Here is a 23,382-nt window from a genome sequence, read left to right on the forward strand (position 1 = left end):
TGCTATCCCTTCTTGGGGGGCCAGTTGCCCGTGGCGCGCATCTCCATGTACAGCTCGGTCGGAGGGAACGTCGGAGGGAAGTGCGCGGGCGTCCCGTCATGAGGGACGACCACGACGGAGCTGAAAGGAGCCTGGGCGAAGTCGCCCGTTTCGATGTGCTCCTTGAAGTCGAAGCGCACAGTCCAGCCGTAAGTGAATTCCACGGCCGTTTCCGGGAGCATGACGACGGAATTCGCGCGGTCCGGATAGGCGGCTGTCCTCAGGAAATTGGCTCCCGCCGAGACTGCTTCTTCTTTGGTCACCATTCTTTATTTGACTCCGTCGCGATAAGGGATGTGTCCGATGGACGAGGCGTTCTTCTCCAGCATTCCCAGCTGTCCGCTCTGGCCATCGAGGAACACCACGCCATGTTTGGTGTTCACGGCGTTGAAGACGTGTGCCGAGCCGTCCGAGCGGCTGACGTACACGACACTGCGTGAGCCGTCGCCGCGGGCCTGGAGGTCCTTGACGATGTCATCGTAGCTTTTGACCATGTCTATGTCCCCCTTGGCCCTGCTGCTGCCGAGGTACGACGGCTCGACGTGGTCGGGGACCTGCCGGGGCGTCGCGACCACCTCGTGGCCGTCCAGCCTGCGGTCCACCGCGATGACATTGTGGCTGCAGTTCTGCGTGTAGCCGGGCATACCGGTCTGGTTGACGTCCTTCAACCACGGATACTCGCTGTCCAGGAACTCCTGCGCCGCCTTCGGGTCCACCGAGTCGTAGTGGATGGCCTTTTCCCCGACGTGGTTCGTTGATTTCGCCAGGCCGCTCCAGTCCTTCCCCGCCGGGATGTCGTCCGCGAATTTCACGCCCTTGGAGGCGAGGTTCGTCGCGGCGGTCTCCGCGCCCTCCTTCACCGCCATCTGCAGTCCGCCGCGGGCCAGACCCGCGCCCTTCGTGCCGATCAGTTCGGGGAGCAGGCGGCCGATGAATTCGGAGGGGTCCTTCTTGAAGCCGTCGACGGCGGCCTGGACGACCCGTTCGGGGTGGGCGGCCGTCGAGACCAGGCCGGCCAGCGTCATGTTGACGTTCTGGACGTACGCGGCGGGGTGCGTGAGGTTGTAGGGGTCCACGGGGTTCAGGCCGCGCACGAAGTTCAGCAGGCCCGCCGTGCCCTTGAGGGCGCCGCCGACGACATGGGTGAGCTCCATGTTGTAGGCCTGGTAGCCGTCGACCAGGTCGTTGCCGAGGCGGTCGAGGGGCGGGGGTTCGGCGGGGGCGTGGGCCAGGGCCGCCTTGACCTTCGTCTGTACGTCGGTGGCGGCGGAGTTGCGCTGCTTGCGGGCCTGGGCCAGCTTTTCGCGGGCCGCCCTGATGTCGTCGATACCGGGGTCGTGGAAGGGCGCCGGCTGTGGGCCCGGGTCCTGGTCCGCCTTGATCTTCGCGTTGTAGGCGTCGACCTTCTTGTTGTACGCGTCGACCGCGTCCACGGACGCCTTCTTGCCCCGCTTGTACAGCTCGACGGCCTCCTGGGCCTGCTGCTGCGCCCATTTCACCGTGTCCGCGTACGACTCCAGCGCCCCCGCGGCCGTCTCGCAGGCGTCCGCCGCGTGCAGCCATTTCGTGGGGTGGACGCCGAACTTCTCGCGGAAGGCGTCGCCGCCCGCGCCCTTCCAGCCGGCGGAGTCGACGGCCTTCATGCCGGCGCCGACCTTGTCGAAGGCCGAGTTGAAGTCCTTGAGGTGCTTCGCGCTCTCCCGGATCTTCCCCGGGTTGCCGTGGACGAGCTCGTTCGCCTCCTCGGTCTGCCCGAGCTGCTGCTCGCCCGGGGTGGCACCGAGGTCGGAGGCGAGTTCGTCGCCGAAGTCCTCCACGGCGTCGGCCGCGTCGTGCAGACCGACGTAGTCGAGCCCGTCGCCGACCTTGTCGGTCGCGTAGTCGACGCCCTCGCCGAGCTTCTTCTTGCCCTCGTCGACGAGGTTCTCGCCGAACTCCAGACCGCTGTTCAGGCCGCCTTTGATGTCGTCGACGATGCCCACTACCGCTCACCCCCCTCGGCGGCCTGTGCCCGGGCCTCCGGGGAGGGGCCGAACGTGTCGTCCAGCATCTGGTCGTACTCGGTGTCCGAGACCCCGAACGTCTCGTGCAGGTTCTCGGGGTTCAGGCCCAGCGGGCCGACCGTGTGCGAGGTCATCACGTCCCGGCCCGCGTCCTTCCAGCCCTGCTTGATGTTCTCGCCCGCCTGGTCCCAGGACTCCTGGCTGTAGTCGACGTTCCCGCCCCACACCCCGGACTTGGCGATGTCGCCCCAGCCCATCTGCGTGACCTCGTCCTCCGTGGCGTACGGATTTCCGATCGCGGCGTTGGTGACGACCTTGAAGGTGCCCTCGACGTACTCCTCGGTCTCGTGGAGGGTGCCGGCCGCCAGGCCGGTCTTCACGGCGAAGGCGTTGCCCTCGTTGATCAGGGAGCGGACTCCCCACTCCCAGCGCTCGCAGAACGAACCGAAGGTCGCCGTCAGGCCCTCGTGGCCCAGGTCCAGGCCGGACAGCGCGATGTCGCCGAAGCCGCGGCCGGCCCCGGCCATGCCGACCATGCCCAGCTCCTTCAGCTCGCCCAGCGCGTCGGTCAGGCCCTTGGCGACCAGATCCAGGCCGACGGCCTTCAGATCGGGGGCCCCACCGCCCCCGTTCACCGGAGTCCAGACGCCGTCCGCCGGCACCAGACCGGTGGTCACCGGCACGTCACCGCTGCTCATACGGCACCCCCTCGTCCTCCAGGTCCACGGCCGCCTCCGCCGGTACGACGCCCCGCACCGGCGGGAAGACCGCGCCGTCGGGGCCGTCCGCGCAGTCCAGGGCCACCCCGCAGGGCACGCCGGCCGCGGGTACGGCCACGTCCAGCAGGCGGGCGCCGAGGATCGTCTGGTAGGGCCACTCGCGGTGGTAGCCGCCGCGGGCCCGCGCGTAGCGGGCGAGGGCCTGGGGGTCGGAGAAGGCCAGGATGAAGCGGACGCCGTTCCAGTCGGCGGTCAGCAGCCCCCGCTCGTTCTCGCCCAGCGGTACAAGGACCGGCGTACGGCGGAACTCCGCCAGCAGCTCGGTGAACCACTCGGCCTCGGGAGCCTCCGGTTCCGGGACCGCCATCTCCGCGTAGTCGTCCAAGCGCGACCTCGGTGCGTCGCCCGCGTTTTCAGCCATGCCGATCACCCCCGTTTTCAGACATGGCCATGATTATGGCGGTCGCGGGGGAGAGGAGGGGGCGGGGTCCTGGATACGGGACAGGGCTGTCACATGGTCCGCACGGGGTCTGCACGTGCCGGACACACCGCCGATCGGACCCGCGTTTGACCTACGTCACCCTCGGGGTATTCTCTCCGGCTCGATTGGCGGAGCACCTGCCCCGTATGGCAGACTAGCGGGGTTGCTCGGTCGAGTGTTGATGCTGCGCGCCTCCCGCCGGGAGGACTGAAAGCGAGTCCCACAGTACTCGTCGCCCTAACTGCCGTACGCGGCAGCGCTGGGGCGGACGTACGGGAATCTTTCGGGAAGTGCGGTGCAGTACCGGCCAGGCGCCCGGTGGGCCTTTCGCTCCCGGCTTGCGGTTCCGGAAGGGCCGTGCTTCCCAGCAGGGATGTTCGAACAAGGGGCATCTGTGTCGGCGGGGGCGCGACACACCCGACCGCGTGGGTCGGAGGAGCAAGGGCAGGACAGCGGGATGCAGAGCGTAAGAAGAGACAGGACTACTGAGTAGCCATGGCGGGACAGAAGATCCGCATCCGGCTCAAGGCCTACGACCACGAGGTCATCGACAGCTCGGCGAAGAAGATCGTCGAGACGGTGACGCGTACTGGTGCGTCGGTCGCGGGCCCGGTGCCGCTGCCCACTGAGAAGAACGTGTACTGCGTCATCAAGTCGCCGCACAAGTACAAGGACTCGCGCGAGCACTTCGAGATGCGCACCCACAAGCGCCTGATCGACATCCTCGACCCCACCCCCAAGACCGTTGACTCTTTGATGCGACTCGACCTCCCGGCCGGTGTCGACATCGAGATCAAGCTCTGAGGGTCGGTGAGCTGAGAATGACCAAGCAGATCAAGGGCATCCTGGGCGAGAAGCTCGGCATGACGCAGGTGTGGGACGAGAACAACCGTGTTGTTCCGGTCACCGTCGTCAAGGCCGGCCCGAACGTCGTGACCCAGGTCCGTACGAACGACAGTGACGGCTACGAGTCGGTCCAGATCGCCTTCGGCGAGATCGACCCGCGCAAGGTGAACAAGCCCCTCAAGGGTCACTTCGCCAAGGCCGATGTCACCCCCCGTCGCCACCTCGTCGAGATCCGCACCGCGGACGCCTCCGAGTACACGCTCGGCCAGGAGATCACCGCTGAGGTGTTCGAGGCCGGCATCAAGGTCGACGTGACCGGCAAGAGCAAGGGCAAGGGCTTCGCCGGTGTCATGAAGCGTCACAACTTCAAGGGCCTCGGCGCCGGACACGGCACCCAGCGCAAGCACCGCTCGCCCGGTTCCATCGGTGGCTGCGCCACCCCGGGCCGCGTGTTCAAGGGCCTCCGCATGGCGGGTCGCATGGGCAACGAGCGTGTCACCACCCAGAACCTGACCGTCCACGCCGTTGACGCGGAGAAGGGTCTGCTGCTCATCAAGGGCGCTGTCCCCGGTCCGAACGGCGGCCTCGTCCTGGTCCGCACCGCGGCCAAGGGGGCCTGAGGTAACCGATGAGCACTGTTGACATCCTTTCGCCTGCAGGCGAGAAGACCGGTAGCGTCGAGCTCCCCGCGGAGATCTTCGGCGTGGAGAAGATCAGCATCCCGCTGATCCACCAGGTCGTCGTCGCGCAGAACGCCGCTGCCCGCCAGGGCACGCACAAGACCAAGCGCCGCGGTGAAGTCCGTGGTGGCGGTAAGAAGCCTTACCGTCAGAAGGGCACCGGCCGCGCGCGCCAGGGCTCGACCCGCGCGCCGCAGTTCGCCGGCGGTGGCGTCGTCCACGGCCCGCAGCCGCGTGACTACTCGCAGCGGACCCCGAAGAAGATGAAGGCTGCCGCCCTGCGTCACGCCCTCACCGACCGGGCCCGCCACAACCGCATCCACGTCGTCACCGGCGTGGTCGAGGGCGAGACCGTTTCCACGAAGGCCGCTCGCGTGCTGTTCGGCAAGATCTCGGAGCGCAAGAACCTGCTCCTGGTCGTCGACCGCGCCGACGAGGCCGCGTGGCTGTCCGCCCGCAACCTGCCCCAGGTCCACATCCTGGAGCCGGGCCAGCTGAACACGTACGACGTGATCGTCTCGGACGACGTGGTCTTCACCCAGGCCGCCCTGGAGTCCTTCGTGTCCGGCCCGAACAAGGCCAACGACACCGAAGGGAGTGACGCCTGATGGCTACGCGTCACCCGAGCATCGCCCCCAAGGCGGCCAAGGCCGCCAAGGCCGCGCGCGTCGCCAAGGCGAAGCGCCACGCCACCGAGGGCAAGAACACCGTCGTCACCGCGCCCAGCAAGTCGTACACGGACCCCCGTGACGTGCTGCTGAAGCCGGTCGTGTCCGAGAAGAGCTACGCGCTCCTCGACGACAACAAGTACACGTTCATCGTCGCCCCGCACGCCAACAAGACCCAGATCAAGCAGGCCGTCCAGGCGGTCTTCTCGGTCAAGGTCACCGGGGTCAACACGATCAACCGCATCGGTAAGCGCAAGCGCACCAAGACCGGTTTCGGTCAGCGCGCCGCCACCAAGCGCGCGATCGTGACCCTCGCCGAGGGCGACCGTATCGACATCTTCGGCGGTCCGACCGCCTGAGGGCGGTCCGGATCGTCCGATATCGGACGAGGACTGAGAAATGGGAATCCGCAAGTACAAGCCGACTACGCCGGGCCGCCGTGGCTCCAGCGTCGCCGACTTCGTCGAGGTCACGCGGTCCACGCCGGAGAAGTCGCTGGTTCGCCCCCTGCACAGCAAGGGCGGCCGTAACAATTCCGGTCGTGTGACCGTTCGCCACCAGGGTGGCGGACACAAGCGCGCCTACCGCGTCATCGACTTCCGTCGCCATGACAAGGACGGCGTGCCGGCGAAGGTCGCGCACATCGAGTACGACCCCAACCGCACCGCGCGCATCGCGCTGCTGCACTACGCCGACGGCGAGAAGCGCTACATCATCGCGCCGCGCGGCCTCACGCAGGGCGACCGCGTCGAGAACGGTCCCGGGGCCGACATCAAGCCGGGCAACAACCTGGCGCTCCGCAACATCCCGGTCGGTACCACGATCCACGCGATCGAGCTCCGTCCCGGTGGCGGCGCCAAGTTCGCCCGCTCCGCCGGTGCCTCCGTGCAGCTGCTCGCGAAGGAGGGCTCGATGGCCCACCTCCGCATGCCCTCCGGCGAGATCCGCCTGGTCGACCAGCGCTGCCGCGCCACGGTCGGCGAGGTCGGCAACGCCGAGCAGAGCAACATCAACTGGGGTAAGGCCGGCCGCAAGCGCTGGCTGGGCGTGCGCCCGACCGTCCGTGGTGTCGCGATGAACCCGGTCGACCACCCGCACGGTGGTGGTGAGGGCAAGACCTCCGGTGGTCGCCACCCGGTCTCCCCGTGGGGTCAGAAGGAGGGTCGTACTCGTTCGCCGAAGAAGGCTTCGAACAAGTACATCGTCCGCCGCCGCAAGACGAACAAGAAGCGCTAGGAGCGGGTTTAGATGCCGCGCAGTCTCAAGAAGGGGCCCTTCGTCGACGACCACCTCGTAAAGAAGGTGGACGCCCAGAACGAAGCCGGTTCCAAGAACGTCATCAAGACCTGGTCCCGTCGCTCGATGATCATCCCCAGCATGCTGGGTCACACGATCGCGGTGCACAACGGCAAGACCCACATCCCGGTGTTCGTCACCGAGTCGATGGTCGGCCACAAGCTCGGCGAGTTCTCGCCGACGCGCACCTTCCGGGGTCACGTCAAGGACGACCGGAAGTCGAAGCGCCGCTAGCAGCGGATCGCATTCAGACACGTAAGAAACTGAAGGGACAACCATGGAAGCCAGGGCCCAGGCGCGGTACATCCGCGTCACGCCCATGAAGGCCCGCCGCGTGGTGGACCTCATCCGTGGCATGGACGCCACGGAGGCCCAGGCTGTTCTGCGATTCGCCCCGCAGGCAGCCTCCGTGCCCGTCGGCAAGGTGCTCGACAGCGCCATCGCCAACGCCGCGCACAACTACGACCACACCGACCCGACGTCGCTCGTCATCACCGAGGCGTACGTCGACGAGGGCCCGACCCTGAAGCGGTTCCGGCCGCGTGCCCAGGGCCGCGCCTACCGGATCCGCAAGCGGACCAGCCACATCACCGTGGTCGTCTCCAGCAAGGAAGGGACCCGGTAATGGGCCAGAAGGTAAACCCGCATGGGTTCCGGCTCGGCATCACCACGGACTTCAAGTCCCGCTGGTACGCCGACAAGCTGTACAAGGACTACGTCGGAGAAGACGTCGCCATCCGTCGGATGATGACGTCCGGCATGGAGCGCGCCGGCATCTCGAAGGTTGAGATCGAGCGCACCCGTGACCGCGTCCGCGTCGACATCCACACCGCGCGTCCGGGCATCGTCATCGGCCGCCGTGGCGCCGAGGCCGACCGTATCCGCGGCGACCTGGAGAAGCTGACCAAGAAGCAGGTCCAGCTCAACATCCTCGAGGTCAAGAACCCGGAGACGGACGCTCAGCTGGTGGCCCAGGCCGTCGCCGAGCAGCTGTCCTCCCGCGTCTCCTTCCGTCGCGCCATGCGTAAGAGCATGCAGGGCACGATGAAGGCCGGCGCCAAGGGCATCAAGATCCAGTGCGGTGGCCGCCTCGGCGGCGCCGAGATGTCCCGCTCGGAGTTCTACCGCGAGGGCCGCGTGCCCCTGCACACGCTCCGCGCGAACGTGGACTACGGCTTCTTCGAGGCCAAGACGACCTTCGGCCGCATCGGTGTGAAGGTCTGGATCTACAAGGGCGATGTCAAGAACATCGCCGAGGTCCGCGCCGAGAACGCCGCCGCGCGTGCGGGCAACCGCCCCGCCCGTGGTGGCGGCGCCGACCGCCCGGCCCGTGGTGGCCGTGGTGGCGAGCGTGGCGGTCGCGGTCGTAAGCCGCAGCAGGCTGCCGGCGCCGAGGCCCCCGCGGCCGAGGCTCCCGCCGCCGCCGCTCCGGCTGCCGAAAGCACCGGAACGGAGGCCTGACCGACATGCTGATCCCCCGTAGGGTCAAGCACCGCAAGCAGCACCACCCCAAGCGCGACGGCGCTGCCAAGGGCGGTACGCAGGTGTCGTTCGGTGAGTACGGCATCCAGGCGCTCACCCCGGCTTACGTGACGAACCGTCAGATCGAGGCCGCTCGTATCGCCATGACGCGTCACATCAAGCGTGGTGGCAAGGTCTGGATCAACATCTACCCCGACCGTCCGCTCACCAAGAAGCCCGCCGAGACCCGCATGGGTTCCGGTAAGGGTTCTCCGGAGTGGTGGATCGCCAACGTCAAGCCCGGACGAGTGATGTTCGAGCTGTCGTACCCCAATGAGAAGATCGCCCGTGAGGCGCTGACCCGTGCGGCCCACAAGCTGCCGATGAAGTGCCGGATCGTCAAGCGCGAGGCAGGTGAAGCGTGATGTCGGCCGGTACCAAGGCGTCCGAGCTGCGCGAGCTGGGCAACGAGGAGCTGCTGGACAAGCTCCGCGAGGCCAAGGAAGAGCTGTTCAACCTCCGCTTCCAGGCGGCGACGGGTCAGCTCGAGAACCACGGTCGGCTGAAGGCCGTCCGTAAGGACATCGCGCGGATCTACACCCTGATGCGTGAGCGCGAGCTGGGCATCGAGACGGTGGAGAGCGCCTGATGAGCGAGAGCAACGTGACTGAGAACGCAACCGAGGCGCGCGGTTTCCGCAAGACCCGTGAGGGTCTCGTCGTCAGCGACAAGATGGACAAGACCGTCGTCGTCGCCGTCGAGGACCGCGTCAAGCACGCGCTGTACGGCAAGGTCATCCGTCGTACGAACAAGCTCAAGGCGCACGACGAGCAGAACGCCGCGGGCGTCGGCGACCGTGTCCTCCTGATGGAGACCCGGCCGCTGTCCGCGACGAAGCGCTGGCGCGTCGTCGAGATCCTCGAGAAGGCCAAGTAAGTAGTTCCCGCAAGGGAATTCCAATAGGTACGCCTGCGGGCAAACCCGCAGGACAGTTCCGCCAGGCTCCGGGAGCCGCCGCTGAGCGGCTCCCGGGGAACCGGCAGACAAACAGGAGATAGACGTGATCCAGCAGGAGTCGCGACTGCGTGTCGCCGACAACACTGGTGCAAAGGAGATCCTTTGCATCCGTGTGCTCGGTGGCTCCGGTCGCCGCTACGCAGGCATCGGTGACGTCATCGTCGCCACCGTCAAGGACGCGATCCCCGGCGGCAACGTGAAGAAGGGTGACGTCATCAAGGCCGTCATCGTTCGCACCGTCAAGGAGCGCCGCCGTCCGGACGGCTCGTACATCCGCTTCGACGAGAACGCCGCTGTCATTCTGAAGAACGACGGCGACCCTCGTGGCACCCGTATCTTCGGCCCGGTCGGCCGGGAGCTGCGCGAGAAGAAGTTCATGAAGATCATCTCGCTCGCGCCGGAGGTGCTGTAAGCATGAAGATCAAGAAGGGCGACCTGGTCCAGGTCATCACCGGCAAGGACAAGGGCAAGCAGGGCAAGGTCATCGCGGCCTTCCCCCGCGAGGACCGCGTCCTGGTCGAGGGTGTCAACCGGGTCAAGAAGCACACCAAGGCCGGCCCGACCGCAAGCGGTTCGCAGGCCGGCGGCATCGTCACGACCGAGGCGCCGATCCACGTCTCCAACGTCCAGCTGGTCGTTGAGAAGGACGGCAACAAGGTCGTCACGCGTGTCGGTTACCGCTTCGACGACGAGGGCAACAAGATCCGCGTTGCCAAGCGGACGGGTGAGGACATCTGATGGCTACCACCACCACTCCGCGTCTCAAGACGAAGTACCGCGAGGAGATCGCGGGCAAGCTGCGTGACGAGTTCAAGTACGAGAACGTCATGCAGATCCCCGGCCTCGTCAAGATCGTGGTCAACATGGGTGTGGGCGACGCCGCCCGCGACTCCAAGCTGATCGAGGGCGCCATCCGCGACCTCACCACGATCACCGGTCAGAAGCCGGCCGTCACCAAGGCCCGCAAGTCCATCGCGCAGTTCAAGCTGCGCGAGGGTCAGCCGATCGGTGCCCACGTCACGCTCCGTGGCGACCGCATGTGGGAGTTCCTGGACCGCACCCTGTCGCTCGCGCTGCCGCGCATCCGCGACTTCCGTGGTCTGTCCCCCAAGCAGTTCGACGGCCGTGGCAACTACACCTTCGGTCTCACCGAGCAGGTCATGTTCCACGAGATCGACCAGGACAAGATCGACCGCGTCCGGGGTATGGACATCACCGTGGTGACCACGGCGACCAACGACGCTGAGGGCCGTGCCCTTCTCCGTCACCTCGGCTTCCCCTTCAAGGAGGCGTAAGCGAGATGGCGAAGAAGGCTCTGATTGCCAAGGCTGCTCGTAAGCCCAAGTTCGGTGTGCGCGCGTACACCCGCTGCCAGCGCTGCGGTCGTCCGCACTCCGTGTACCGCAAGTTCGGCCTCTGCCGCGTGTGCCTTCGTGAGATGGCTCACCGTGGCGAGCTGCCGGGCGTGACCAAGAGCTCCTGGTAAATCCCCAGTTAGGGGATTCCAGGGCTCTCGGTAAGCAATGGGCGTGTCAGGCGCCCCCCTCTCCATGGCTTAGGCTTGGAGGGTTGGGCGCCTGACGGTCGCCCGTACGACTTACTACGCCGTAGGTCCACCGCGCCGCACCCGTCCCGTCTCGGATCGGGGAGAGGGATGGCGCACCAGGAAACCCCGGCGAGAGAGGCCACAGGCCAATTCATGACCATGACTGATCCGATCGCAGACATGCTTACGCGTCTGCGGAACGCGAACTCGGCGTACCACGACTCCGTGACGATGCCGGCGTCCAAGATCAAGTCGCACATCGCGGAGATCCTCCAGCAGGAGGGCTTCATCACGGGCTGGAAGATCGAGGACGCTGAGGTCGGCAAGAACCTCACCCTCGAGCTGAAGTTCGGCCCGAACCGTGAGCGCTCCATCGCGGGCATCAAGCGGATCTCCAAGCCCGGTCTCCGGGTGTACGCGAAGTCCACCTCCCTGCCCAAGGTGCTGGGCGGCCTCGGCGTGGCGATCATCTCCACGTCGCACGGGCTCCTCACCGACAAGCAGGCCGGCAAGAAGGGCGTAGGCGGAGAAGTCCTCGCCTACGTCTGGTAGCAGAAGGGAACGGAGGAAACAGCTATGTCGCGCATCGGCAAGCTCCCCATCGCGGTTCCCGCCGGCGTGGACGTCACCATCGACGGCCGCACGGTCGAGGTCAAGGGCCCGAAGGGATCGCTGACCCACACCGTTGCTGCTCCGATCGACATCGCCAAGGGCGAGGACGGCCACCTGCTGGTGACCCGCCCCAACGACGAGCGTCAGAGCAAGGCCCTGCACGGCCTGTCCCGCACGCTGGTGGCGAACATGATCACCGGCGTGACCCAGGGTTACGTGAAGAAGCTCGAGATCAGCGGTGTCGGTTACCGCGTGACCGCCAAGGGCTCGAACCTCGAGTTCGCGCTCGGTTACAGCCACCCGATCCTCGTCGAGGCCCCCGAGGGCATCTCCTTCAAGGTGGAGAACCCGACCCGTTTCCAGGTCGAGGGCATCGACAAGCAGAAGGTCGGCGAGGTCGCGGCCAACATCCGCAAGCTGCGCAAGCCCGACCCGTACAAGGCCAAGGGCGTCAAGTACGAGGGCGAAGTCATCCGCCGCAAGGTCGGAAAGGCGGGTAAGTAAGCCATGGCATACGGGCAGAAGATCCTGAAGGGCGACGCCTACAAGCGTGCCGCCATCAAGCGCCGCCACATCCGGATCCGCAAGCGGATCTCCGGTACGGAGGAGCGCCCCCGCCTGGTCGTGACCCGCTCCAACCGCCACATCGTGGCGCAGGTGATCGACGACCTCAAGGGCCACACCCTGGCCTCCGCGTCCACCCTGGACGCGTCGGTCCGCGGTGCCGAAGGCGACAAGTCGGCGCAGGCCAAGCAGGTCGGCGCCCTGGTCGCCGAGCGTGCCAAGGCCGCTGGCGTCGAGGCTGTCGTGTTCGACCGTGGTGGCAACCAGTACGCCGGGCGCATCGCTGCCCTGGCGGACGCCGCCCGCGAAGCCGGGCTCAAGTTCTGAGCCGCTTGTAGCTAGCGGAAAGAGAGAGGTAATCCAATGGCTGGACCCCAGCGCCGCGGTGGCGGTGCCGGTGGCGGCGAGCGGCGGGACCGGAAGGGCCGTGACGGCGGCGCTGCTGCCGCCGAGAAGACCGCGTACGTTGAGCGCGTCGTCGCGATCAACCGCGTCGCCAAGGTTGTGAAGGGTGGTCGTCGCTTCAGCTTCACCGCGCTGGTCGTGGTGGGCGACGGTGACGGCACCGTGGGTGTCGGTTACGGCAAGGCCAAGGAGGTGCCGGCCGCCATCGCCAAGGGTGTTGAGGAGGCCAAGAAGCACTTCTTCAAGGTCCCCCGTATCCAGGGCACCATCCCGCACCCGATCACGGGCGAGAAGGCCGCAGGCGTCGTCCTGCTCAAGCCTGCTTCCCCCGGTACCGGCGTCATCGCCGGCGGTCCGGTGCGTGCCGTACTCGAGTGCGCGGGCGTGCACGACATCCTGTCGAAGTCGCTCGGCTCGTCGAACGCGATCAACATCGTGCACGCGACCGTGGAGGCCCTGAAGGGCCTGCAGCGTCCCGAGGAGATCGCGGCCCGCCGTGGTCTGCCCCTCGAGGACGTCGCTCCCGCGGCTCTGCTGCGTGCGCGTGCCGGGGCTGGTGCTGCGTAATGGCTCAGCTCAAGATCACGCAGACGAAGTCCTACATCGGCAGCAAGCAGAACCACCGTGACACCCTGCGTTCGCTCGGGCTCAAGCGCCTGAACGACGTGGTCGTCAAGGAGGACCGCCCCGAGTTCCGCGGCATGGTGCACACCGTCCGCCACCTCGTGACGGTCGAGGAGGTCGACTGATCATGGCGGAGAACAACCCGCTCAAGATCCACAACCTCCGTCCCGCCCCGGGCGCCAAGACCGCCAAGACCCGTGTCGGTCGTGGTGAGGCGTCGAAGGGTAAGACGGCCGGTCGTGGTACCAAGGGCACGAAGGCCCGTTACCAGGTTCCGGAGCGCTTCGAGGGTGGCCAGATGCCCCTCCACATGCGTCTCCCGAAGCTGAAGGGCTTCAAGAACCCGTTCAAGACCGAGTACCAGGTCGTGAACCTCGACAAGCTGGCCGCGCTGTACCCGGAGGGTGGCGAGGTCACCGTCGAGGGGCTCGTCGCCAACGGCGCTGTGCGCAAGAACAGCCTCGTCAAGGTCCTCGGCCAGGGCGAGATCTCCGTGGCGCTGCAGGTGACGGTCGACGCCGTCTCCGGCTCCGCCAAGGAGAAGATCACCGCCGCCGGCGGTACCGTCACCGAGCTCGTCTGAACCCATCAGGCGCCTTGATGACTTGAGCGATCCCGACCGGGGATACCCCACAAATGGGGTATCCCCGGTCGGTCGTTCCTAGGGCAGGTGTGTCGCGGGTAAGGTGACCTCCACTGCCCACTTTTCACAAGGTTCTCCCAAGGGGGCACCTTGAGCGGCAGCCGGCCGTTACTCATGTCGTTGTCGTAAGTCGTTGTCGCAAGTCGTTGTTCTTATTCGACCTTCAAGACCGTCACCCTTGACGCAGATGCGCGGGGGTCGCAGGAGGCACCGTGCTCACCGCGTTCGCCCGGGCGTTCAAGACGCCCGACCTGCGCAAGAAGCTGCTCTTCACGCTGGCCATCGTCGTGGTCTACCGGGTCGGTACGCACGTTCCGATTCCGGGCGTCGACTACAAGTCCGTCCAGATCTGTGTGAACGAGGCATCGGGCAATCAGGGCCTCTTCGGCCTGATCAACATGTTCAGCGGCGGGGCGCTGCTGCAGATCACGATCTTCGCCCTGGGCATCATGCCGTACATCACGGCGAGCATCATCCTTCAGCTGCTGACGGTGGTGATCCCCCGCCTCGAAGCGCTCAAGAAGGAGGGGCAGGCCGGCACCTCGAAGATCACGCAGTACACCCGTTACCTCACGGTGGCGCTCGCCATCCTGCAGGGCACGGGCCTGGTGGCCACCGCCCGCAGCGGCGCCCTGTTCAACGGGTGCTCGGCCGCCACGCAGATCGTTCCGGACCGCGCGATCTTCACCACCATCGTCATGGTCATCTGCATGACCGCCGGTACGGCCGTCGTCATGTGGCTCGGTGAGCTCATCACCGACCGGGGCATCGGCAACGGCATGTCCATCCTGATGTTCATCTCGATCGCCGCGACCTTCCCCTCCGCCCTGTGGGCCATCAAGAAGCAGGGCAAGCTCGCGGACGGCTGGATCGAGTTCGGCACGGTCATCGCGGTCGGCCTGGTGATGGTCGCTCTGGTGGTCTTCGTGGAGCAGGCCCAGCGGCGCATCCCGGTGCAGTACGCGAAGCGCATGATCGGCCGCCGTTCCTACGGCGGTACGTCGACGTACATCCCGCTGAAGGTGAACCAGGCCGGTGTGATCCCGGTCATCTTCGCCTCGTCGCTGCTCTACATCCCGGCTCTGGTCGCTCAGTTCTCCGGCGGGAACTCCAGCTGGAAGACCTGGATCAACGACAATCTGACCCGGGGCGACCACCCGATCTACATCAGCATGTACTTCTTGCTCATCGTGTTCTTCGCGTTCTTCTACGTGGCGATCTCCTTCAACCCCGAGGAAGTCGCGGACAACATGAAGAAGTATGGTGGCTTCATCCCGGGCATCCGGGCTGGCCGACCGACCGCTGAGTACCTGTCCTACGTACTCAACCGGATCACCTGGCCGGGTTCGCTGTACTTGGGTCTGATCGCTCTTGTGCCGACGATGGCGTTGGTTGGTTTCGGGGCAAACCAGAACTTCCCGTTCGGTGGCACCAGCATCCTGATCATCGTGGGTGTGGGCCTCGAAACGGTGAAGCAGATCGAGAGCCAGCTCCAGCAGCGCAATTACGAAGGGTTCCTCCGCTGATGCGAATCGTCCTCGTCGGGCCGCCGGGTGCCGGAAAGGGTACGCAGGCCACTCGCCTGGCCGAGAACCTGAGCGTGCCGCACATCTCCACGGGTGACCTGTTCCGCGCCAACATCAGCAGGCAGACGGAGCTCGGGAAACTCGCGAAGTCCTACATGGACGCCGGCAACCTCGTCCCCGACGAGGTCACCATCGCCATGGCCAAGGACCGGATGGAGCAGCCGGACGCCGAGCGCGGCTTCCTGCTGGACGGCTTCCCGCGCAACGTCTCGCAGGCCGAGGCGCTGGACGAGCTCCTCACCACCGAGGGCATCAAGCTGGACGCGGTACTCGACCTGGAGGCCCCCGAGGAGGAGGTCGTCAAGCGGATCGCCGGCCGGCGCATCTGCCGCAACGACTCCGCCCACGTCTTCCACGTGTCGTACAAGAAGCCCGCGAAGGACGGCGTCTGCGACGTCTGCGGCGGCGAGCTGTACCAGCGGGACGACGACTCCGAGGAAACGGTCCGTACCCGTCTCGAGGTCTACCACACGCAGACCGAGCCGATCATCGACTACTACAAGGCGCAGGGCCTGGTCGTGACGATCGATTCCATGGGCCCCGTGGAAGAGGTCACCGACCGCGCCCTGGCGGCGCTGAAGCGCGACGTCGAGCACTAGTCGTCGTCCCTGTACGGCCGTGGAGTCCCCGGGACCCCACGGCCGTACTGTTGTGTAAGTACCCTCTGGTAGCCCAGACCGAGTGACCCCCGACCCGAGTGACGGAGAGCGCAGGCCCCTCATGGTGCAGATCAAGAGCCCCGAGCAGATCGCCCGGATGCGTGCGGCAGGTCTGGTCGTCGCCGCCATCCACGCGGCTACACGGGAAGCGGCGGTGCCGGGGGCGTCCACGAAGGATCTGGACGAGGTGGCGCGCAAGGTCCTTGCGGAGCACGGCGCGAAGTCGAACTTCCTCGGCTACGGCGGCTTCCCGGCGACGATCTGCACCTCGGTGAACGACGTGGTCGTCCACGGCATCCCCTCCGACGAGGTCGTCCTCAAGGACGGCGACATCATCTCCATCGACTGCGGCGCGATCGTCGACGGCTGGCACGGCGACGCCGCGTACACCGCGTTCGTGGGCTCCGGTCACGCCCCGGAGCTGATCGAGCTCTCCCGGGTGACGGAGGAGTCGATGTGGGCCGGCATCGCCGCCATGAAGCCCGGCAACCGCCTGGTGGACGTCTCCCGCGCCATCGAGACGTACATCCGCCGCCAGCCGAAGCCCGGCGGCGGTCGCTACGGCATCATCGAGGACTACGGCGGCCACGGCATCGGCACCGAGATGCACATGGACCCGCACCTGCTGAACTACGTCGACCGCCGCCGCGGCAAGGGCCCCAAGCTGGTCCCCGGCTTCTGCCTGGCCATCGAGCCGATGGTGTCCCTGGGCACCCCGAAGACCGAGGTCCTCTCCGACGACTGGACGGTCATCACGACCGACGGCACCTGGTCCTCCCACTGGGAGCACTCGATCGCCCTGACGGAAGAGGGCCCCCTGGTCCTCACATCCCCGGACTGCGGCAGGGCGAAGCTGGCGGAGCACGGGGTTGTGGCGGCACCGGACCCGCTGGCCTGACGGTGGCTTCCGCTGGCGACCACCGGTCGGAGGCCGGTGCAGCCGCTCGAAGCTTGTGAGGCGCCCCGGGCGCCGAGCCCGCGAGAGGGGCGTCGGGGATTGGGTCTGCGGCAGGGCGAAGCTGGCGGAGCACGGGGTCGTGGCGGCACCGGACCCGCTGGCCTGACGGCGGCTGGCTTAAGGATCTTCTGCGTGGGGCATTCTTCCTCGATTCGTCTTTCCGAGGGCCCTGGCGTAGACTGACTCGTCGGCTCTCGTGTATTTGCATGTCTTCATGCGTCCGTAAGGGAATGCTCGAAGAGTCGATCAAGGTAGTCGATTCGAAGGGCGAAGCGTGGCCAAGAAGCAAGGTGCCATCGAGATCGAGGGCACTGTCGTCGAGTCTCTTCCGAACGCCATGTTCAAGGTCGAGCTCCAGAACGGCCACCAGGTCCTGGCACACATCAGCGGCAAGATGCGTATGCACTACATCCGCATCCTCCCTGACGACCGGGTCGTGGTGGAGCTGTCTCCGTACGACCTGACGCGTGGCCGGATCGTCTACCGGTACAAGTAGATCTTGCCCGCTCCTCGTTTCGGCGGGGTGATGGCACTGACCCGGAGAACCTCAATCCCATGAAGGTCAAGCCGAGCGTCAAGAAGATCTGCGACAAGTGCAGGGTGATCCGCCGTCACGGCCGGGTCATGGTCATTTGCGAGAACCCGCGCCACAAGCAGCGCCAGGGCTGACCGCACCCGATCACACCCTCTGCATCGACATCGCAGATACTTCGCGCGACGCGAGCTGAATATGTTCATACGCAGGGCCCAGGCGACGTACGCGTCGTCTGATACCCCCGGTTCGGAGGCCGGGGACCCAGTTCGTACCAAATCTTCCAAAGGGAAGAGGCCGGCGGCTGGGGGGTGGCTCTGCGGAAGACCTCCGAAGATCACCAGGAGCCATTGAATGGCACGCGTTTCCGGTGTCGACATCCCGCGCGAGAAGCGTGTGGAGGTCGCCCTCACCTACGTGTTCGGCATCGGCCGGACCCTCTCGCAGGAGACGCTGGCAGCGACCGGCATCGACCCGAACACCCGCGTTCGCGACCTCTCCGAGGAGCAGCTCGTCGCGATCCGCGAGTACGTGGACGCCAACATCAAGACCGAGGGTGACCTCCGTCGTGAGGTCCAGGCCGACATCCGCCGCAAGGTGGAGATCGGCTGCTACCAGGGTCTCCGTCACCGTCGTGGTCTGCCCGTCCGCGGTCAGCGCACCAGCACCAACGCCCGCACCCGCAAGGGCCCGCGTCGCGCCATCGCCGGCAAGAAGAAGCCGGGCAAGAAGTAGTCCGCAGCGGACTCGCCGTCCAGCGGTCTTCGCTGTAGGACCGACCACCTCCCGTAGGAGTTTTCCGTATGCCCCCCAAGGGACGTCAGGGCGCTGCCAAGAAGGTGCGCCGCAAGGAAAAGAAGAACGTCGCGCACGGCCAGGCGCACATCAAGAGCACGTTCAACAACACGATCGTGTCCATCACGGACCCGGCCGGCAACGTGATCTCGTGGGCCTCCGCCGGCCACGTCGGTTTCAAGGGCTCGCGCAAGTCCACGCCGTTCGCCGCGCAGATGGCCGCCGAGTCGGCCGCCCGTCGCGCGCAGGAGCACGGCATGCGCAAGGTCGACGTGTTCGTCAAGGGCCCGGGCGCCGGTCGTGAGACCGCCATCCGTTCCCTGCAGGCCACGGGCCTCGAGGTCGGCTCCATCCAGGACGTCACCCCGACCCCGCACAACGGCTGCCGTCCGCCCAAGCGCCGCCGCGTCTGACGCACCGGCCAAGCGCCGCCGCGTCTGACGCACGGTTGTCTCGGGTTTCGGGCGGTACGTCTCCTCGGAGGCGTACCGCCCGTACCCTTGCAGTAACAGCAGGACGTCAAATAGTGGGCGTCCATGACTGAAGGAAACACAACATGCTGATCGCTCAGCGTCCCTCGTTGACCGAAGAGGTCGTCGACGAGTTCCGCTCCCGGTTCGTGATCGAGCCGCTGGAGCCGGGCTTCGGCTACACCCTCGGCAACTCCCTCCGCCGTACGCTTCTGTCGTCGATCCCGGGTGCGGCTGTCACCTCGATCCGGATCGACGGCGTCCTGCACGAGTTCACCACCGTGCCGGGCGTCAAGGAGGACGTCACCGACCTGATCCTCAACATCAAGCAGCTGGTCGTGAGCAGTGAGCACGACGAGCCGGTCGTGATGTACCTGCGCAAGCAGGGTCCGGGTCTGGTCACCGCCGCCGACATCGCGCCCCCGGCCGGTGTCGAGGTGCACAACCCCGACCTCGTCCTCGCCACGCTCAACGGCAAGGGCAAGCTGGAGATGGAGCTGACGGTCGAGCGTGGCCGCGGTTATGTCTCCGCCGTGCAGAACAAGCAGGTCGGTCAGGAGATCGGGCGCGTCCCGGTCGACTCGATCTACTCGCCGGTTCTCAAGGTCACGTACAAGGTCGAGGCCACGCGTGTCGAGCAGCGCACCGACTTCGACAAGCTGATCGTCGACGTCGAGACCAAGCAGGCGATGCGTCCGCGTGACGCCATGGCCTCCGCCGGTAAGACGCTGGTCGAGCTGTTCGGTCTCGCCCGTGAGCTCAACATCGACGCCGAGGGCATCGACATGGGTCCGTCCCCGACGGACGCGGCTCTGGCGGCCGATCTCGCCCTGCCGATCGAGGAGCTCGAGCTCACCGTTCGGTCGTACAACTGCCTCAAGCGCGAGGGCATCCACTCCGTGGGTGAGCTCGTGGCGCGTTCCGAGGCCGACCTCCTGGACATCCGTAACTTCGGTGCGAAGTCCATCGACGAGGTCAAGGCGAAGCTGGCCGGCATGGGCCTGGCCCTGAAGGACAGCCCGCCCGGATTCGACCCGACGGCCGCGGCCGACGCCTTCGGCGCCGACGACGACGCGGACGCCGGTTTCGTGGAGACCGAGCAGTACTGATCTCCACCACCTCCGGGGTTCGCGTCAGCGGACCCCGGATCTCCGACAGGCGACCGCCTGCTCGGATACTGACCTCGGTACCTGATACGGCCGGGGCAGACACACAGGAGAAGAACCATGCCGAAGCCCACCAAGGGTGCCCGTCTGGGCGGCAGTGCCGCGCACGAGAAGCTGCTGCTCGCGAACCTCGCGAAGGCGCTGTTCGAGCACGGCCGGATCACCACCACCGAGGCGAAGGCCCGCCGTCTGCGGCCGTACGCCGAGCGTCTGGTCACCAAGGCGAAGAAGGGCGACCTTCACAACCGCCGTCAGGTGCTCCAGGTGATCACGGACAAGAGCATCGTCCACACGCTCTTCACCGAGATCGGCCCGCGCTACGAGAACCGTCCCGGTGGCTACACCCGGATCACCAAGATCGGTAACCGCCGTGGCGACAACGCGCCCATGGCCGTCATCGAGCTGGTCGAGGCGCTGACCGTGGCGCAGCAGGCGACGGGTGAGGCCGAGGCCGCGACGAAGCGTGCCGCCAAGGACACCGAGGCTGTTGCCGAGACCCCGGTCGAGGACGCCAAGGTCGACGTGGTCAAGGCCGACGAGGTCGAGGACGCGGCTGAGGAGTCGAAGGACGCGTAAGCGTTCTGCTGGGGGCTGTGCGTTGGCGGCTGCGGGTTCGTTGTGGCTTGTCGCGCAGTTCCCCGCGCCCCTTTAGGGCGTTGGCGGGTCCGTTCCTTTTCAGGGGCGGGCCCGCTTTTGTGTTCCTGAGAGGATCTCTGTGTGAGTGATGAAGTAGAGCCCGGACACATCCGCATACGGCTCGGCCTCTCCTATGACGGGACCGAGTTCTCCGGCTGGGCCAAGCAGGCCGGGGGGCGGCGGACCGTGCAGGGGGAGATCGAGGACGCGCTGCGGACCGTCACCCGGTCGCGCGACACGACGTACGAGCTGACCGTGGCCGGACGGACGGACGCCGGGGTGCACGCGCGCGGGCAGGTGGCGCATGTGGATCTGCCGGAGGGGCTCTGGGCCGAGCACGGGGAGAAGCTGCTCAAGCGGCTCGCCGGGCGGCTGCCCAAGGATGTGCGCGTGTGGTCGCTCACCGAGGCGCCGACGGGGTTCAACGCGCGGTTCGCCGCCCTGTGGCGGCGCTACGTCTACCGGGTCGGCGACCGGCCCGGGGGAGTGGACCCGCTGCTGCGCAGCCATGTGCTCTGGCACGACTGGGAGCTGGACGTCGCCGTGATGGACGCCGCCGCCAGGTCCCTGGTCGGGGAGCACGACTTCGCGGCGTACGCGAAGAAGCGCGAAGGGGCGACGACGATCCGCGAGATCCTCGACTTCGGGGTGCGCCGGCGCGCGGACGGCGTCGTCGAGATCGAGGTCCGCGCCGACGCCTTCTGCCACAACCAGGTGCGTTCCATGGTCGGGGCGCTGCTGTTCGTGGGCGACGGCCACCGCGGCGTGGACTGGCCGCGGCGGGTCCTCGACGCCGGCGTCCGCGACAGCGCCGTCCACGTCGTCCGGCCGCACGGACTGACCCTGGAGGAGGTCGCCTATCCGGCGGACGACCGGCTCGCGGAGCGGCAGCGGCAGGCGCGGCGGGTCCGGAACGGGTTCAGTCGCCCAGAGCCTTTGCCAGGGCCGGCCGGAGATAGGGAACCAGAGACTTCGCGTAGCCTGCCGTGATGTGGCTGGAGTCGAAGTAGACGATGTGGTCGGCGATCACCGTCGGGCACACGTCGTCGGCGCAGAACCATGGCAGCACGTCGATGATCTCGGCGCCGTGGCGTTTCGCCACCTTCTGCTCCATGGCCCGGTACTCGGGGAACTCGACGGCGGTGTCCTGTGCGGGGTTGCAGGAGGTGACGTCGTCGGTGTGGGTGGCGAGACAGTCCGGTACGTTCCTGCCGGGCTGCGGGGTGTCCGTGAGGTAGACGAGCTTGGCGCCGGAGTCCTCGAAGACCTTGAAGGCCTGCTCGGCGCCGGATTCGGTCGCCTCGCGGCGTGAGCGGCTGGTGACGACGATGACATCGGGGTGGAGCTTCTTGATCTCCGCGAACGCCGATTCCCGCCAGGTGTCGCACTCGGAGTACTCGCGGTTCAGCTCGGGGTTCTTGATGGCGTAGATCTCGGGGGAGCAGCCGCCCTTCGCCATGGTCACGATCTTCGTGTGAAGCGTCTTCCCGATGGAGTGGAAGGCGTCGCCCCACTGCCAGGCGTGCGAGTCCCCGATCACGACGATCGACTTCTTCCCCTGAGGGTCTCCGATGACGCAGTTGTCGCGCATGACGAACTCCGCGACCTTGGTGTCGTCGATGCAGCCGTAGTGGGTGTGGTCGTCGGGAGACTTCGGCAGGGCGCTCTGGGCGACCGCGGAGAGCTGTTTCCGCAGGGCGGCGCTCTTCACCGATTCGGGGCCGTTGTACCCGACGGCGCTTGCGCTCCCGCCCACGGCGGAGGCGGAGGTCGCGAGGTTCAGCGGGGCGACCATGGCGATGGCCGTGGCGGCGGCCGCTCCCGCGACGGCCGAGCCGCCGGCGAAGATCCCCTTCCAGGGGCGGGCCACCAGCTGCTTGTTGTTCCGGAACCGCAGTTCGACGGTGTAGTAGGTGATGATCGCAAGGAACAGCGACAGGAAGACGACGCGGAAGCGGTCCGAGTAGGCGAGATCCCGCCCGGTGACGTCCGGCCAGAGGATGAGGATCGGCCAGTGCCAGAGGTACCAGCCGTAGCTGACGTTTCCGATGAAGTTGGCCACCGGGTTGTCCAGGATGAATTCCGCGCCGAGGCGGGGAGCGGCACAGCCTCCGGCGATGACCATGCCGGCGCCCAGCACGGGGCCGGCCACGGCATAGCCGGGCAGGGGGGTTTCCGGCGTGATGAGGAGTGCGGTGCCCACCGCGGTGGCGAGCCCCACCCAGGAGATGACGGCCGCCACCACCGTGTTCATGCGGGAGAGGAGCGGTGCGCCGAGGGCGACCAGGATGCCGAAGGCGAGTTCCCAGATACGGGTCTGGGTGCCGAAGTAGGCGAGGGGCTGGTTCGAGGCGGTCTGCTTGACGGACAGATACAGTGACCCGCCCACCACGGCCATGAGGAACAACGCCACCAGGGCGCGGTTGCGGAAGAGGGTGCGGCTCAGCCAGACCGTGACGACGAGCACGATCGGGGCGACCACATAGAACTGTTCCTCGATGCCCAGCGACCAGAAGTGCTGGTACGGGGACTGTGTGCCGTCGTTGGCGAAGTAGTCGGTGCCGGTCTCGACGAGGCGCCAGTTCATGAAGCTGAGGGCCGAGCTGAGCCCGTCCATCATGGTGTCGCGGAACCTGAGCGGGCTGGCGTAGATCCACGCCACCACCGCTGTGGTGATGATGACGATGGCCATGCCCGGGGCGAGCCGTCTCATACGGCGCGCCCAGAACTTGCTCAGGGACACCTTGCCCGTCTTGTCGATCTCGGCGAGGAGCTGACTGCCGATGAGGAAGCCGCTCAGGACGAAGCTCACGTCCACGCCACCGTGGATGTCGAGCAGGCCGACGTGCATGCTGACCACCATCATGATGGCGACGGCACGCAGGCCCTGGATGTCCGGCCGGTACTTGCGCAGGCGCTCTGCCTGCACGGCCGTTGAACGATGGCGGGTCACGGTGGTGGTTCTCCAGTAGCAGG

The 23,382-nt window shown here is 66.8% G+C and carries 36 protein-coding genes; 31 read left to right on the forward strand and 5 right to left on the reverse strand.

From position 1 onward, the window contains the following. Positions 1 to 2 precede the first annotated feature (2 nt). From ACFPIH_RS26580 to ACFPIH_RS26595, 4 genes are read right to left on the reverse strand one after another with little or no spacing between them, the layout of a single operon-like run. Positions 3 to 305, reverse strand: coding sequence for a YrhB domain-containing protein (locus ACFPIH_RS26580; protein ID WP_381176368.1), 303 nt, complete (start codon positions 303 to 305; stop codon positions 3 to 5). A gap of 3 nt (positions 306 to 308) precedes the next feature. Beyond that, entirely contained in the window at positions 309 to 2,021 is a 1,713-nt protein-coding gene (locus tag ACFPIH_RS26585) for a putative T7SS-secreted protein (protein WP_381176371.1), read from the reverse strand. Beyond that, the gene (locus ACFPIH_RS26590) at positions 2,021 to 2,740 is read right to left on the reverse strand and encodes a hypothetical protein (RefSeq protein WP_381176374.1); all 720 of its coding nucleotides are present in this window, start codon (positions 2,738 to 2,740) and stop codon (positions 2,021 to 2,023) included. The genes ACFPIH_RS26585 and ACFPIH_RS26590 overlap by 1 nt, the downstream gene beginning before the upstream one ends. Then, positions 2,727 to 3,182, reverse strand: a complete 456-nt coding sequence (locus tag ACFPIH_RS26595) for a hypothetical protein (RefSeq protein ID WP_381176377.1) — start codon at positions 3,180 to 3,182, stop codon at positions 2,727 to 2,729. The genes ACFPIH_RS26590 and ACFPIH_RS26595 overlap by 14 nt, the downstream gene beginning before the upstream one ends. 555 nt (positions 3,183 to 3,737) lie before the next feature. On the opposite strand from ACFPIH_RS26595, the gene rpsJ reads away from it, so the two are divergent. The 31 genes from rpsJ to truA all read left to right on the forward strand — a co-directional run bounded on the left by rpsJ (position 3,738) and on the right by truA (position 21,396). Next, positions 3,738 to 4,046 carry a 30S ribosomal protein S10 gene (gene rpsJ / locus ACFPIH_RS26600; protein ID WP_003948644.1) on the forward strand — a complete coding sequence of 103 codons (309 nt, stop codon included), beginning with the start codon at positions 3,738 to 3,740 and terminating at the stop codon, positions 4,044 to 4,046. A 17-nt stretch (positions 4,047 to 4,063) separates the two neighbouring features. Next, positions 4,064 to 4,708 carry a 50S ribosomal protein L3 gene (rplC, locus tag ACFPIH_RS26605; protein WP_210572712.1) on the forward strand — a complete coding sequence of 215 codons (645 nt, stop codon included), beginning with the start codon at positions 4,064 to 4,066 and terminating at the stop codon, positions 4,706 to 4,708. Between the two features lie 8 nt (positions 4,709 to 4,716). Next, complete coding sequence (rplD, locus tag ACFPIH_RS26610; protein ID WP_381176382.1) at positions 4,717 to 5,376, forward strand: 50S ribosomal protein L4; 660 nt, start codon at positions 4,717 to 4,719, stop codon at positions 5,374 to 5,376. Continuing rightward, on the forward strand, positions 5,376 to 5,795 hold the full coding sequence (gene rplW / locus ACFPIH_RS26615) for a 50S ribosomal protein L23 (RefSeq protein WP_381176385.1): 420 nt from the start codon (positions 5,376 to 5,378) through the stop codon (positions 5,793 to 5,795). The genes rplD and rplW overlap by 1 nt, the downstream gene beginning before the upstream one ends. A 40-nt stretch (positions 5,796 to 5,835) precedes the next feature. Next, positions 5,836 to 6,672, forward strand: a complete 837-nt coding sequence (rplB, locus tag ACFPIH_RS26620; RefSeq protein WP_055718841.1) for a 50S ribosomal protein L2 — start codon at positions 5,836 to 5,838, stop codon at positions 6,670 to 6,672. 12 nt (positions 6,673 to 6,684) lie between these two features. Continuing rightward, the gene (gene rpsS, locus ACFPIH_RS26625) at positions 6,685 to 6,966 is read left to right on the forward strand and encodes a 30S ribosomal protein S19 (protein WP_069770399.1); all 282 of its coding nucleotides are present in this window, start codon (positions 6,685 to 6,687) and stop codon (positions 6,964 to 6,966) included. Positions 6,967 to 7,009: 43 nt separating this feature from the next. Then, positions 7,010 to 7,357 carry a 50S ribosomal protein L22 gene (rplV, locus tag ACFPIH_RS26630; RefSeq protein ID WP_381176389.1) on the forward strand — a complete coding sequence of 116 codons (348 nt, stop codon included), beginning with the start codon at positions 7,010 to 7,012 and terminating at the stop codon, positions 7,355 to 7,357. Next, entirely contained in the window at positions 7,357 to 8,193 is an 837-nt protein-coding gene (gene rpsC / locus ACFPIH_RS26635) for a 30S ribosomal protein S3 (protein WP_381176393.1), read from the forward strand. Before rplV ends, rpsC begins: the two co-directional genes overlap by 1 nt. A gap of 5 nt (positions 8,194 to 8,198) precedes the next feature. After that, positions 8,199 to 8,618: a 50S ribosomal protein L16 gene (gene rplP, locus ACFPIH_RS26640; RefSeq protein ID WP_010354233.1), complete on the forward strand. Its 420-nt coding sequence runs from the start codon at positions 8,199 to 8,201 to the stop codon at positions 8,616 to 8,618. Beyond that, on the forward strand, positions 8,618 to 8,842 hold the full coding sequence (rpmC, locus tag ACFPIH_RS26645) for a 50S ribosomal protein L29 (protein ID WP_121894850.1): 225 nt from the start codon (positions 8,618 to 8,620) through the stop codon (positions 8,840 to 8,842). The genes rplP and rpmC overlap by 1 nt, the downstream gene beginning before the upstream one ends. Continuing rightward, a complete protein-coding gene (rpsQ, locus tag ACFPIH_RS26650; protein ID WP_381176398.1) occupies positions 8,842 to 9,129 on the forward strand; it encodes a 30S ribosomal protein S17 in 288 nt (95 codons plus the stop codon). Before rpmC ends, rpsQ begins: the two co-directional genes overlap by 1 nt. A 124-nt stretch (positions 9,130 to 9,253) precedes the next feature. Further along, on the forward strand, positions 9,254 to 9,622 hold the full coding sequence (gene rplN, locus ACFPIH_RS26655) for a 50S ribosomal protein L14 (RefSeq protein WP_003992364.1): 369 nt from the start codon (positions 9,254 to 9,256) through the stop codon (positions 9,620 to 9,622). Between the two features lie 2 nt (positions 9,623 to 9,624). Beyond that, positions 9,625 to 9,948 carry a 50S ribosomal protein L24 gene (gene rplX / locus ACFPIH_RS26660; RefSeq protein WP_033272457.1) on the forward strand — a complete coding sequence of 108 codons (324 nt, stop codon included), beginning with the start codon at positions 9,625 to 9,627 and terminating at the stop codon, positions 9,946 to 9,948. After that, positions 9,948 to 10,505, forward strand: coding sequence for a 50S ribosomal protein L5 (gene rplE, locus ACFPIH_RS26665; protein WP_007494758.1), 558 nt, complete (start codon positions 9,948 to 9,950; stop codon positions 10,503 to 10,505). Before rplX ends, rplE begins: the two co-directional genes overlap by 1 nt. A 5-nt stretch (positions 10,506 to 10,510) precedes the next feature. Beyond that, positions 10,511 to 10,696 (forward strand): type Z 30S ribosomal protein S14, encoded by a 186-nt coding sequence (locus ACFPIH_RS26670; protein WP_003956452.1) that lies wholly within the window; start codon positions 10,511 to 10,513, stop codon positions 10,694 to 10,696. A gap of 213 nt (positions 10,697 to 10,909) precedes the next feature. Continuing rightward, positions 10,910 to 11,308 carry a 30S ribosomal protein S8 gene (rpsH, locus tag ACFPIH_RS26675; protein WP_073491923.1) on the forward strand — a complete coding sequence of 133 codons (399 nt, stop codon included), beginning with the start codon at positions 10,910 to 10,912 and terminating at the stop codon, positions 11,306 to 11,308. A gap of 24 nt (positions 11,309 to 11,332) precedes the next feature. After that, positions 11,333 to 11,872, forward strand: coding sequence for a 50S ribosomal protein L6 (gene rplF, locus ACFPIH_RS26680; RefSeq protein ID WP_381176407.1), 540 nt, complete (start codon positions 11,333 to 11,335; stop codon positions 11,870 to 11,872). Between the two features lie 3 nt (positions 11,873 to 11,875). Then, the gene (gene rplR / locus ACFPIH_RS26685) at positions 11,876 to 12,259 is read left to right on the forward strand and encodes a 50S ribosomal protein L18 (protein ID WP_381176410.1); all 384 of its coding nucleotides are present in this window, start codon (positions 11,876 to 11,878) and stop codon (positions 12,257 to 12,259) included. A 36-nt stretch (positions 12,260 to 12,295) separates the two neighbouring features. Next, the gene (rpsE, locus tag ACFPIH_RS26690) at positions 12,296 to 12,904 is read left to right on the forward strand and encodes a 30S ribosomal protein S5 (protein ID WP_013001409.1); all 609 of its coding nucleotides are present in this window, start codon (positions 12,296 to 12,298) and stop codon (positions 12,902 to 12,904) included. Then, positions 12,904 to 13,086, forward strand: coding sequence for a 50S ribosomal protein L30 (gene rpmD / locus ACFPIH_RS26695; RefSeq protein WP_030788246.1), 183 nt, complete (start codon positions 12,904 to 12,906; stop codon positions 13,084 to 13,086). The genes rpsE and rpmD overlap by 1 nt, the downstream gene beginning before the upstream one ends. Before the next feature lie 2 nt (positions 13,087 to 13,088). After that, positions 13,089 to 13,544 carry a 50S ribosomal protein L15 gene (rplO, locus tag ACFPIH_RS26700; RefSeq protein WP_381176415.1) on the forward strand — a complete coding sequence of 152 codons (456 nt, stop codon included), beginning with the start codon at positions 13,089 to 13,091 and terminating at the stop codon, positions 13,542 to 13,544. 272 nt (positions 13,545 to 13,816) lie between these two features. Continuing rightward, positions 13,817 to 15,130: a preprotein translocase subunit SecY gene (gene secY, locus ACFPIH_RS26705; RefSeq protein ID WP_381176418.1), complete on the forward strand. Its 1,314-nt coding sequence runs from the start codon at positions 13,817 to 13,819 to the stop codon at positions 15,128 to 15,130. Next, positions 15,130 to 15,789 carry an adenylate kinase gene (locus ACFPIH_RS26710; RefSeq protein WP_381176421.1) on the forward strand — a complete coding sequence of 220 codons (660 nt, stop codon included), beginning with the start codon at positions 15,130 to 15,132 and terminating at the stop codon, positions 15,787 to 15,789. The genes secY and ACFPIH_RS26710 overlap by 1 nt, the downstream gene beginning before the upstream one ends. 121 nt (positions 15,790 to 15,910) lie before the next feature. Next, the gene (gene map, locus ACFPIH_RS26715) at positions 15,911 to 16,747 is read left to right on the forward strand and encodes a type I methionyl aminopeptidase (protein ID WP_381176425.1); all 837 of its coding nucleotides are present in this window, start codon (positions 15,911 to 15,913) and stop codon (positions 16,745 to 16,747) included. A 334-nt stretch (positions 16,748 to 17,081) separates the two neighbouring features. Beyond that, positions 17,082 to 17,303 (forward strand): translation initiation factor IF-1, encoded by a 222-nt coding sequence (gene infA, locus ACFPIH_RS26720; protein WP_003948620.1) that lies wholly within the window; start codon positions 17,082 to 17,084, stop codon positions 17,301 to 17,303. 59 nt (positions 17,304 to 17,362) lie between these two features. Next, a complete protein-coding gene (rpmJ, locus tag ACFPIH_RS26725; protein ID WP_003998809.1) occupies positions 17,363 to 17,476 on the forward strand; it encodes a 50S ribosomal protein L36 in 114 nt (37 codons plus the stop codon). A 217-nt stretch (positions 17,477 to 17,693) separates the two neighbouring features. Next, positions 17,694 to 18,074 (forward strand): 30S ribosomal protein S13, encoded by a 381-nt coding sequence (gene rpsM, locus ACFPIH_RS26730; protein ID WP_381176432.1) that lies wholly within the window; start codon positions 17,694 to 17,696, stop codon positions 18,072 to 18,074. A 68-nt stretch (positions 18,075 to 18,142) separates the two neighbouring features. Then, positions 18,143 to 18,547: a 30S ribosomal protein S11 gene (gene rpsK / locus ACFPIH_RS26735; protein WP_010354218.1), complete on the forward strand. Its 405-nt coding sequence runs from the start codon at positions 18,143 to 18,145 to the stop codon at positions 18,545 to 18,547. Between the two features lie 143 nt (positions 18,548 to 18,690). Continuing rightward, positions 18,691 to 19,713: a DNA-directed RNA polymerase subunit alpha gene (locus ACFPIH_RS26740; protein ID WP_062640332.1), complete on the forward strand. Its 1,023-nt coding sequence runs from the start codon at positions 18,691 to 18,693 to the stop codon at positions 19,711 to 19,713. A gap of 117 nt (positions 19,714 to 19,830) precedes the next feature. Beyond that, a complete protein-coding gene (gene rplQ / locus ACFPIH_RS26745) occupies positions 19,831 to 20,346 on the forward strand; it encodes a 50S ribosomal protein L17 (RefSeq protein WP_381176437.1) in 516 nt (171 codons plus the stop codon). Positions 20,347 to 20,487: 141 nt separating this feature from the next. Continuing rightward, complete coding sequence (gene truA / locus ACFPIH_RS26750) at positions 20,488 to 21,396, forward strand: tRNA pseudouridine(38-40) synthase TruA (protein ID WP_381176440.1); 909 nt, start codon at positions 20,488 to 20,490, stop codon at positions 21,394 to 21,396. Here truA and ACFPIH_RS26755 read toward each other — a convergent pair. Beyond that, complete coding sequence (locus tag ACFPIH_RS26755; protein WP_381176443.1) at positions 21,326 to 23,335, reverse strand: acyltransferase family protein; 2,010 nt, start codon at positions 23,333 to 23,335, stop codon at positions 21,326 to 21,328. The two genes, truA and ACFPIH_RS26755, sit on opposite strands and share 71 nt — an antisense overlap. Positions 23,336 to 23,382 lie beyond the last annotated feature (47 nt).

The organism is Streptomyces vulcanius, assembly GCF_042653945.1.
Classification (GTDB): domain Bacteria; phylum Actinomycetota; class Actinomycetes; order Streptomycetales; family Streptomycetaceae; genus Streptomyces; species Streptomyces mangrovi.

Bases quoted from the DNA above. Each gene is read 5' to 3' on its own strand.
- ACFPIH_RS26580 (WP_381176368.1), bottom strand. From the start codon at position 305: ATGGTGACCAAAGAAGAAGCAGTCTCGGCGGGAGCCAATTTCCTGAGG.
- ACFPIH_RS26590 (WP_381176374.1), bottom strand. From the start codon at position 2,740: ATGAGCAGCGGTGACGTGCCGGTGACCACCGGTCTGGTGCCGGCGGAC.
- ACFPIH_RS26595 (WP_381176377.1), bottom strand. From the start codon at position 3,182: ATGGCTGAAAACGCGGGCGACGCACCGAGGTCGCGCTTGGACGACTAC.
- rpsJ (WP_003948644.1), top strand. From the start codon at position 3,738: ATGGCGGGACAGAAGATCCGCATCCGGCTCAAGGCCTACGACCACGAG.
- rplC (WP_210572712.1), top strand. From the start codon at position 4,064: ATGACCAAGCAGATCAAGGGCATCCTGGGCGAGAAGCTCGGCATGACG.
- rplD (WP_381176382.1), top strand. From the start codon at position 4,717: ATGAGCACTGTTGACATCCTTTCGCCTGCAGGCGAGAAGACCGGTAGC.
- rplW (WP_381176385.1), top strand. From the start codon at position 5,376: ATGGCTACGCGTCACCCGAGCATCGCCCCCAAGGCGGCCAAGGCCGCC.
- rplB (WP_055718841.1), top strand. From the start codon at position 5,836: ATGGGAATCCGCAAGTACAAGCCGACTACGCCGGGCCGCCGTGGCTCC.
- rpsS (WP_069770399.1), top strand. From the start codon at position 6,685: ATGCCGCGCAGTCTCAAGAAGGGGCCCTTCGTCGACGACCACCTCGTA.
- rplV (WP_381176389.1), top strand. From the start codon at position 7,010: ATGGAAGCCAGGGCCCAGGCGCGGTACATCCGCGTCACGCCCATGAAG.
- rpsC (WP_381176393.1), top strand. From the start codon at position 7,357: ATGGGCCAGAAGGTAAACCCGCATGGGTTCCGGCTCGGCATCACCACG.
- rplP (WP_010354233.1), top strand. From the start codon at position 8,199: ATGCTGATCCCCCGTAGGGTCAAGCACCGCAAGCAGCACCACCCCAAG.
- rpmC (WP_121894850.1), top strand. From the start codon at position 8,618: ATGTCGGCCGGTACCAAGGCGTCCGAGCTGCGCGAGCTGGGCAACGAG.
- rpsQ (WP_381176398.1), top strand. From the start codon at position 8,842: ATGAGCGAGAGCAACGTGACTGAGAACGCAACCGAGGCGCGCGGTTTC.
- rplX (WP_033272457.1), top strand. From the start codon at position 9,625: ATGAAGATCAAGAAGGGCGACCTGGTCCAGGTCATCACCGGCAAGGAC.
- rplE (WP_007494758.1), top strand. From the start codon at position 9,948: ATGGCTACCACCACCACTCCGCGTCTCAAGACGAAGTACCGCGAGGAG.
- ACFPIH_RS26670 (WP_003956452.1), top strand. From the start codon at position 10,511: ATGGCGAAGAAGGCTCTGATTGCCAAGGCTGCTCGTAAGCCCAAGTTC.
- rpsH (WP_073491923.1), top strand. From the start codon at position 10,910: ATGACCATGACTGATCCGATCGCAGACATGCTTACGCGTCTGCGGAAC.
- rplF (WP_381176407.1), top strand. From the start codon at position 11,333: ATGTCGCGCATCGGCAAGCTCCCCATCGCGGTTCCCGCCGGCGTGGAC.
- rplR (WP_381176410.1), top strand. From the start codon at position 11,876: ATGGCATACGGGCAGAAGATCCTGAAGGGCGACGCCTACAAGCGTGCC.
- rpsE (WP_013001409.1), top strand. From the start codon at position 12,296: ATGGCTGGACCCCAGCGCCGCGGTGGCGGTGCCGGTGGCGGCGAGCGG.
- rpmD (WP_030788246.1), top strand. From the start codon at position 12,904: ATGGCTCAGCTCAAGATCACGCAGACGAAGTCCTACATCGGCAGCAAG.
- rplO (WP_381176415.1), top strand. From the start codon at position 13,089: ATGGCGGAGAACAACCCGCTCAAGATCCACAACCTCCGTCCCGCCCCG.
- ACFPIH_RS26710 (WP_381176421.1), top strand. From the start codon at position 15,130: ATGCGAATCGTCCTCGTCGGGCCGCCGGGTGCCGGAAAGGGTACGCAG.
- map (WP_381176425.1), top strand. From the start codon at position 15,911: ATGGTGCAGATCAAGAGCCCCGAGCAGATCGCCCGGATGCGTGCGGCA.
- rpmJ (WP_003998809.1), top strand. From the start codon at position 17,363: ATGAAGGTCAAGCCGAGCGTCAAGAAGATCTGCGACAAGTGCAGGGTG.
- rpsM (WP_381176432.1), top strand. From the start codon at position 17,694: ATGGCACGCGTTTCCGGTGTCGACATCCCGCGCGAGAAGCGTGTGGAG.
- rpsK (WP_010354218.1), top strand. From the start codon at position 18,143: ATGCCCCCCAAGGGACGTCAGGGCGCTGCCAAGAAGGTGCGCCGCAAG.
- ACFPIH_RS26740 (WP_062640332.1), top strand. From the start codon at position 18,691: ATGCTGATCGCTCAGCGTCCCTCGTTGACCGAAGAGGTCGTCGACGAG.
- rplQ (WP_381176437.1), top strand. From the start codon at position 19,831: ATGCCGAAGCCCACCAAGGGTGCCCGTCTGGGCGGCAGTGCCGCGCAC.